Origin of the sequence: Nocardioides sp. NPDC057772 (assembly GCF_042798075.1) — a bacterium.
Taxonomy (GTDB): Bacteria; Actinomycetota; Actinomycetes; order Propionibacteriales; family Nocardioidaceae; genus Nocardioides.
This window is the reverse complement of sequence record NZ_JBHVKN010000023.1, coordinates 36,471-43,106: the sequence shown is the minus strand read 5'-3', so window position 1 is coordinate 43,106 and position 6,636 is coordinate 36,471. Positions and strand designations below refer to the sequence as shown.

The 6,636-nt window shown below is 69.9% G+C and carries 7 protein-coding genes; 3 read left to right on the top strand and 4 right to left on the bottom strand.

The features are described 5' to 3' along the window. Window positions 1–20 precede the first annotated feature (20 nt). Window positions 21–683, bottom strand: a complete 663-nt coding sequence (locus ACFVJS_RS06830; RefSeq protein ID WP_378878174.1) for a hypothetical protein — start codon at window positions 681–683, stop codon at window positions 21–23. A 55-nt stretch (window positions 684–738) separates the two neighbouring features. Beyond that, window positions 739–1,686, bottom strand: coding sequence for a ketopantoate reductase family protein (locus ACFVJS_RS06825; protein WP_378878173.1), 948 nt, complete (start codon window positions 1,684–1,686; stop codon window positions 739–741). Window positions 1,687–1,730: 44 nt separating this feature from the next. Between ACFVJS_RS06825 and truA the strand changes: the two genes are divergently transcribed. The 3 genes from truA (at window position 1,731) to ACFVJS_RS06810 (ending at window position 3,646) form a co-directional block, all read left to right on the top strand. Then, the gene (gene truA / locus ACFVJS_RS06820; protein WP_378878172.1) at window positions 1,731–2,594 is read left to right on the top strand and encodes a tRNA pseudouridine(38-40) synthase TruA; all 864 of its coding nucleotides are present in this window, start codon (window positions 1,731–1,733) and stop codon (window positions 2,592–2,594) included. Next, on the top strand, window positions 2,581–3,189 hold the full coding sequence (locus tag ACFVJS_RS06815) for a class I SAM-dependent methyltransferase (protein ID WP_378878171.1): 609 nt from the start codon (window positions 2,581–2,583) through the stop codon (window positions 3,187–3,189). The genes truA and ACFVJS_RS06815 overlap by 14 nt, the downstream gene beginning before the upstream one ends. Before the next feature lie 76 nt (window positions 3,190–3,265). Beyond that, window positions 3,266–3,646, top strand: a complete 381-nt coding sequence (locus ACFVJS_RS06810; protein WP_378878170.1) for a hypothetical protein — start codon at window positions 3,266–3,268, stop codon at window positions 3,644–3,646. A 666-nt stretch (window positions 3,647–4,312) separates the two neighbouring features. Here the strand turns inward: ACFVJS_RS06810 and ACFVJS_RS06805 are convergent. Next, the gene (locus ACFVJS_RS06805) at window positions 4,313–5,650 is read right to left on the bottom strand and encodes a cytochrome P450 (RefSeq protein WP_378878169.1); all 1,338 of its coding nucleotides are present in this window, start codon (window positions 5,648–5,650) and stop codon (window positions 4,313–4,315) included. Between the two features lie 70 nt (window positions 5,651–5,720). Continuing rightward, the gene (locus ACFVJS_RS06800; RefSeq protein WP_378878168.1) at window positions 5,721–6,635 is read right to left on the bottom strand and encodes an alpha/beta hydrolase; all 915 of its coding nucleotides are present in this window, start codon (window positions 6,633–6,635) and stop codon (window positions 5,721–5,723) included. Window position 6,636: the final 1 nt, after the last annotated feature.

Below are 6,636 nucleotides of genomic sequence, written 5' to 3'. Positions count from 1 at the left end.
CCGCCGTCATTTCCTGACCGTCACTGCCCGGCGGGCTGCTGCTCGGAACGGGCGAGCAGCCAGCAGACGACCCCGCCGAGGACCAGGACGAGGGTCGTCGCAAGGGTGGTGAATGCGGTCAGGATCAGCATGACGGGGATGTTGTCGATGGACATTGCGGGTGTCATCGCGAGCGACAGCGACACATGCACGCCGATGAGCAGGAGATACGTGACGGGGAGCCCGATAAGCCAACGGCGGCCGGCCCAGGCGGCGCATCCCCAGCCGGCCAGAACCATCACCAGGAACAGCGGTCCGAGAAGGCCCGCGACGGCAGGACTGTAGAAGTCGAGCAGCTGGGGGAGGCCGTACCAGAGCCCGGAGCTCAACAGCCAGGAGAGCATCGGCAGCGCGATACCCAGGAGTCGACCCGTCGGAGTGCGGGCGATGTAGGCAGCGCCCGCTGCCACGACGGCGTACACCAGCGCGTTGAGCACGACGGTCGCGATCGTGGCGAGGGTCATGCTGGTCGTCGAGCCGTCGAGGACGTACGTCAGGACGAGGCCGACCAGCGCGATCGCCAGCTGCAGGATCACCGCGACCACGATCACGACGATGGCGGTGCCCTTGGTCGATCGAGGGGACGCCTCGGTGAGGTGGGTTGGCGGGAACGGCGACGGCGGAGGCGGTGCGGCGTAGCTCATGCCAGGCAGACTGCCCGATCCGCCGCGGGGTGACCACCCCTTTCGGGTAGGACGGTCAGAGGCCGGCGAGGAAGGTTGCGCCATCGATGCTGCCGGGCTCGGCGCTGGTGCGGGCGATGTCGTGGACCGCGCGCTGGACTGCCTCGTTGACAGGCGTCTGGACGCCGTGGAGTCGGCCGAGCAGCACGATCTCGCCGGCGAGGTAGTCGATCTCGACGCCGCTGCCGCGGGCAAGGCTCTGCCACGTCGAGCTGTGGTTGCGACGGCCGCGCCTGGTGATGTGGTCGGCCCGCCGGATCCGGTCCTGGTCGGAGGTGACGACGCTGATCCCGGCGGCGGCGAGGGCGGCCTCGGCCTCGGCCAGGCAGCGGGCGTAGATCTCCTCGTCGCTGGGACCGGGGGCGATCGCGGCGTTGATCCCGTTGCCGAGGTTGTTGAGCAGCTTGCGGTGCTTCCAGGCCATGATGTCGGCGCGCGGCTCGCTCAGGAACCCGGCCTCGACCAGGTCGTTCGCGATCGCGACGGCGGTCTCGTCGATGCCGGAAGGGTAGCGGCCGATGTCGAGGATGCCGGGCTTGTCGCCGGAGTCCTGGACGACGGTGCCGGGGGTCAGGAAGGTGGCGGGGAGCACGACATGGATGGCGTACGTCCGGGCGAACCGCCGCAGGATCCGGGGCTCGTTCGCGACGCCGTTCTGCAGCGCGACCACCGGGGTGCTCGGTGGTGCGTACGCAGCGAGATCCTCGAGCGCGGCCTCGGTCTGCTGGCTCTTGACGCTGAGGAGCACGACGGTGTCCTCGGTCCAGGAGACCTGGCTCGCGTCCGCGACGGCGGCGACGTCGAGGGTCAGGACGCCGTCTGGGGTGTCGAGCCTGAGGCCGGTGTCCTGAATCGCACGGAGGTGCTCACCGCGGGCCACGAGGGTGACCGTGAGCCCTGCCCGGTGCAGCAGACCACCCACGACACCGCCGACAGCCCCTGCCCCGAAGATGACGTAGCGCATGCGCCGAGTCTGGCAAACGACGTGGTCGCTGCGAGAATGGGCCCGTGCGCATCAGGATCGACCTCGCCTACGACGGCACCATGTTCCACGGCTGGGCGACCCAGCCGGGGCTGCGTACGGTCCAGGGCGAGCTGCAGGACGCCCTGGCGACCGCGCTGCGGGTGCCGGCGACGGGGGAGCGGTCCCAGGTCTGGGTGACGGTCGCCGGGCGCACCGACTCCGGCGTGCACGCGCGCGGGCAGGTCGCCCACTTCGACATCGGCGCCGACGTGCTCGAGTCCTCGCGGGGACGCTCGGAGCAGTCGCCGCTCGACTCGCTGGTGCGCCGGCTCAACGGGATCCTCCCGGCCGACCTGCGGGTCCGTGCCGCCGTCGAGGCTCCGGAAGGCTTCAACGCCCGGTTCTCGGCGCTGTGGCGGCGCTACGTCTACCGGATCGTGGACGACCCGGCGTACGTCGATCCGCTGCAGCGAGGACACGTGCTCTACCGCACCCGGCCGCTCGACCTGTCGCTGATGAACGTCGCCTCCGCCGACCTGGTCGGCCTCAACGACTTCGCCACCTTCTGCAAGCCGCGCGAGGGCGCCACCACGATCCGCGACCTGCGCCAGCTCACCTGGGAGCGACGCGCCGACGGGATCATCGAGGCGACGGTTCTGGCCGATGCCTTCTGCCACTCGATGGTGCGCTCCCTGGTCGGCTGCCTGATGGTGATCGGGGAGGGCCGCAAGGACGTCACCTGGGCCAAGGAGTCGCTGGCCTCGCGCTCGCGCTCCTCGTCGATCCCGATCGCGCCGGCCAACGGGCTGACCCTCGAGGAGGTCGCGTATCCGCCCGACGACATGCTGGCGGCCCAGCACCAGCGCACCATGAACCGCAGAGAGGCGAACGAGGTTGACGGGGACTGACGACGAGCACTACTTCTCCGCCGACCCCTCGGTGCCCTTCGAACGGATCCCGGTCTCGGCGACCGTGTGGGACATGGACCTGTCGCTGGTCTCCGGATCGGGGGTCTTCGCCAAGGGTCGCCTGGACATCGGAACGTCGGTGCTGTTCAAGGAGACCGAGCCGCCCGAGGGCGGCCACATCCTCGACATGGGCTGCGGCTACGGGATCATCGGCCTCGCCTGCGCCCTGGCCGCGCCATCCGCCCAGGTCACCGGCGTCGACGTCAACGAGCGCGCCGTGCTCCTCGCGAACGAGAACGCCGCCAAGCTCGGTCTGGGTGACCGCTATCGCGCAGCGGTCCCGGCCGAGATCGACCCGGAGATGACGTACGACGAGATCTGGAGCAACCCGCCCATCCGGATCGGCAAGCAGGCTCTCCACGAGCTGCTCCTCACCTGGCTCCCGCGCCTCGCGCCCGACGGCCGGGCCGTCATGGTCGTCGGCAAGAACCTCGGTGGCGACTCGCTCCAGCGCTGGCTCGGCGAGCAGGGCTTCCCGACCATCCGCATCGGCAGCGCCAAGGGCTTCCGCGTCCTGGAGACCCGCCGCGCCTGAACGGTCCAGGTGCTGGTTTCCGCCGTCCAGCGCGTCTCGAGGTCGACCGCGCCAGATGCGCTGCCAGACTCCGCCCATGACCGATCCTGCGATGATGACTCCCGCGCTGACCAACCGTCAGCGCCTGGCCCGTTCCTACCAGGCCTGGGGCGTCGCGGCGCTGCTGAGCCTGGTGACGGTGCTGCCTGTCTACCTCGCCGTGACGAGCTCCGGGATCGAGCCGTCGCGTTTGGTGAGCGTTCCGGTGATGGTCGTGGTGGGGCTGATCGGGCCGGTCGTCGGGGCGTTCCTGAGCATGCGCGCCGGACTGGGGCGGTTCTGCACCGGGGCCGCGTTCGTCATCATCGCGACCCCGATGACGAGCCTGCCGCTGCTGGCGATCCCGGCGTACCTCCTGGCGCCCTGGATCGCCGTCGCGATCAGCGAGGAGCCGACACCTCAGCGCTGGAACGGCTGACTCGCTCAGGCCCTGCCTGCGGTAGTTCACGGGTGGCCGGGAGAGGGGCGGATCTGAGTATCCGTACCGATGCGTGGCACCGCGCCGGTCCGCCACGATCTGCGCATGAGCAGGTCAGACCCCACCTGGTACCGCGCCATTCTCCGTTCGTACGCAGCCTGGATCGTCGCGGTGGCTCTAGCCGTGGCTGGGTGGCCGATATGGCGTTGGGTGTTGGACGCCGAGGGCTGGGGCGACCCGTTCGCCAGGCTTGGGTGGGTGATCGCCGGTTTCGTGGCGGTCGTCGGTGGGGGTGGCCTTGTCCTGACGAGGCTGGTCGGGCTGCCCTGGCTGAGCGGATGGGCGACCCTGGGGTGCCTTGCGCTCTCGTATACGGCGGCTGCCGTCCACCCGGCCCTCCCCGTGATTCTTCTGGCCTTCGCGCCAGGGGCTGGTGCCGCTGTAGCCGGTACGCCCGCGCCACGTCATCCTGCCTTCAGATGGATCTGCGTCGCGACGTGTGTCTGCGTGCTGGCGCGAGTGTGGAGTGCTGACACCGGGCTGTGATCAGGACAGAACCGGCCCGGGGTGAGTCGGCGAATCCGCAGTAGTCGGGGACCAAACGGTCGGTTACTACCTGGTAGGCCGACCGTTTGATCCCCGACCATCGGCTGCTGGAGCGGAAGGTCAGGCGGGGACCGGGTCCTTCGCGAGCCGGACCGGGAGGCGGTCGAGGCTGTAGACGACCGAGAGGTCGCGCCAGCCGAGGTCGCCGGGGTCGGTGGCCATGGCCAGGTCGGGGAAGCGGCGGGCGAGGCCGGTGAGGGCGGCGCGGAGCTCCATCCGGGCCAGCTCGGCGCCGACGCAGCGGTGCATGCCGTGGCCGAAGGCGAAGTGCATGGTCTCGGCGTTGCGGAGGTCGAACTGCTCCGGCTGCGGCACCACCGCGGGGTCGCGGTTGGCGCCGGTGAGGCTGACCAGGACGACCGCGCCCTTCTTGACCGGCAGGCCGAAGAGGTCGTGGTCCTCACGTGCGAAGCGCGGGAAGGCGAGCTGCACCGGGCACAGGTAGCGGAGCAGCTCCTCGACCACCTTGTCGACCTCGGCCCGATCGCCCGAGCGCAGGAGCTCGTACGCCTCGGGGTTCTGCATCAGCACGTAGGCGCCCATGGAGAGCATCGAGGCGGAGGTCTCGTAGCCGCCGAGGAAGACGCCGTCGGCGAGGCCGCCGAGCTCGACGTCGTCGTACTCCGCACCCTTGTTGCGGATGATCTCGCCGATCATGCCGTCGCCGGGGTCGGCCCGCTGCTGGCGCACCTGCTCGATGAGGAACGTCCTGGTCTCGGTGGCGGCCCCGAAGGCGCCGGCGCCGCCCTCGGAGAGGTCGAAGCGGGCCATGCCGAGCTTGTGGAACTCGTCGCGTACGTCCTCGGGCATCCCCAGGAGCTCGCAGATCACCCGGAACGGGATCTCGAAGCCGAAGTGCTGGACGAGGTCGACCTCGGGGCCGTTGGCCTCCATGCTGTCGAGGGCGTCGGTGACGATCCGGTCGATCATCCCGTTGAGACGACCCAGGCGGCGCATGGTGAACTCCGGGGTCAGCAGCCCGCGGAGCTTGGTGTGGTCGGGCGGATCGGTCATGCCGAGACCACCGATGCCCTCGGCGTCGGTGCGCTTGCGCGTGCCGAGCAGGTGGCGCATGTCGTTGGAGTAGGTGTCCTTGTCGGCGAGGACGTGCTTGGACTCGGCGTGTCCGGTGACCAGCACGATGTCGAGGCCGAGCACCGAGCCGAGCTTGGTGACCGGCGCCTGGGCCCTGCTCTCGGCGAGCAGCGGCACCGGGTCGACGCCGTCACGGCGCAGCGGGAAGGTCAGATGCTCGGGGATCTTGCGCAGCGTGGTGATGTCGGGGATCGGCGACTCCTTGCCCCGCATCGCGAACTGCAGGGCAACCTTGCGGACACGCTCGCTCAGCGGTCGCACCATCGCCCGTAGAGAGGAACTGACCTGGGCAGCAATCGGCATGCGGCCCAGTCTGGACCATCCTCAAACGACGGTCATCAGGAATACCCCTGGTTTGCGGGTGTGTCCTGAATCACCCGTGAAGCACGGTCCTGAACAGCGCACACGTCTCCTCGATCGCGAGCTGCGCGGCCTGCGAGTGGTGGCCCATGGCGAAGAAGCCGTGGATGAGGCCGTCGCAGTGGTGGTAGGTCGTCGGGACCCCCGAGCTCTCCAGCGCCTTGGCGTACGCGATGCCCTCATCACGCAGCGGATCGAACTCCGCGGTCACCACGACCGCCGGTGCCAGACCCTCCAAGGAACCCTTGATCGGGCTCAGCCGCGGGTCGGCGCGGTCGGCGTCGCCGACGTAGTGGTCGGAGAACCACTTCATCGTCGGCAGCTCGAGGAAGTAGCCGTGGCCGTTCTCCGCGTAGGAGGGGTAGCCGCTGGTCATGTCGGTCGCCGGGTAGATCAGCAGCTGGCCGGCGAGCTCGCGGCCCTCGGCGGCGAAGGCCTGGGCCACGGCGGCCGACAGGTTGCCGCCGGCACTGTCGCCGGCGACCGCGACCCGGCTGTCACCACCGAACCTCGCCGTGTTGTCGCTGACCCAGCGAGCCGCCGCCAGGGCGTCCTCGTAGGCGGCGGGGAAGGGGTGCTCGGGCGCGAGCCGGTAGTCGACCGCGACGACCACGGCGTCGCAGATCGTGGAGAGATTGCGGGCCTGATCCTCATGGGTGTCGAGGTCGCCGACCACCCAGCCGCCGCCGTGGAACATCACGATCGTCGGCAGCGGGCCCTGTGTGGTGGGCCGGTAGATGCGTACGTCCAGGTCGCCGGCGGGCCCTGGGATCGCCGATGTCTCCACGGAGCCGACGGGTGGAAGTGGCACCCCCTCGGCCAGCGCGCGATAGAGCGCTCGTGCCGTCGGCGGATCGTAGGACTCCAGGGGCTGGCCCTTTGCGAAGAGAGTGAGCAGGTCAGCGATCTGGCTGTCGAGCGGAGGCATG

Bases quoted from the DNA above. Each gene is read 5' to 3' on its own strand.
- ACFVJS_RS06830 (WP_378878174.1), bottom strand. From the start codon at position 683: ATGAGCTACGCCGCACCGCCTCCGCCGTCGCCGTTCCCGCCAACCCAC.
- ACFVJS_RS06825 (WP_378878173.1), bottom strand. From the start codon at position 1,686: ATGCGCTACGTCATCTTCGGGGCAGGGGCTGTCGGCGGTGTCGTGGGT.
- ACFVJS_RS06810 (WP_378878170.1), top strand. From the start codon at position 3,266: ATGACCGATCCTGCGATGATGACTCCCGCGCTGACCAACCGTCAGCGC.
- ACFVJS_RS06805 (WP_378878169.1), bottom strand. From the start codon at position 5,650: ATGCCGATTGCTGCCCAGGTCAGTTCCTCTCTACGGGCGATGGTGCGA.
- ACFVJS_RS06800 (WP_378878168.1), bottom strand. From the start codon at position 6,635: ATGCCTCCGCTCGACAGCCAGATCGCTGACCTGCTCACTCTCTTCGCA.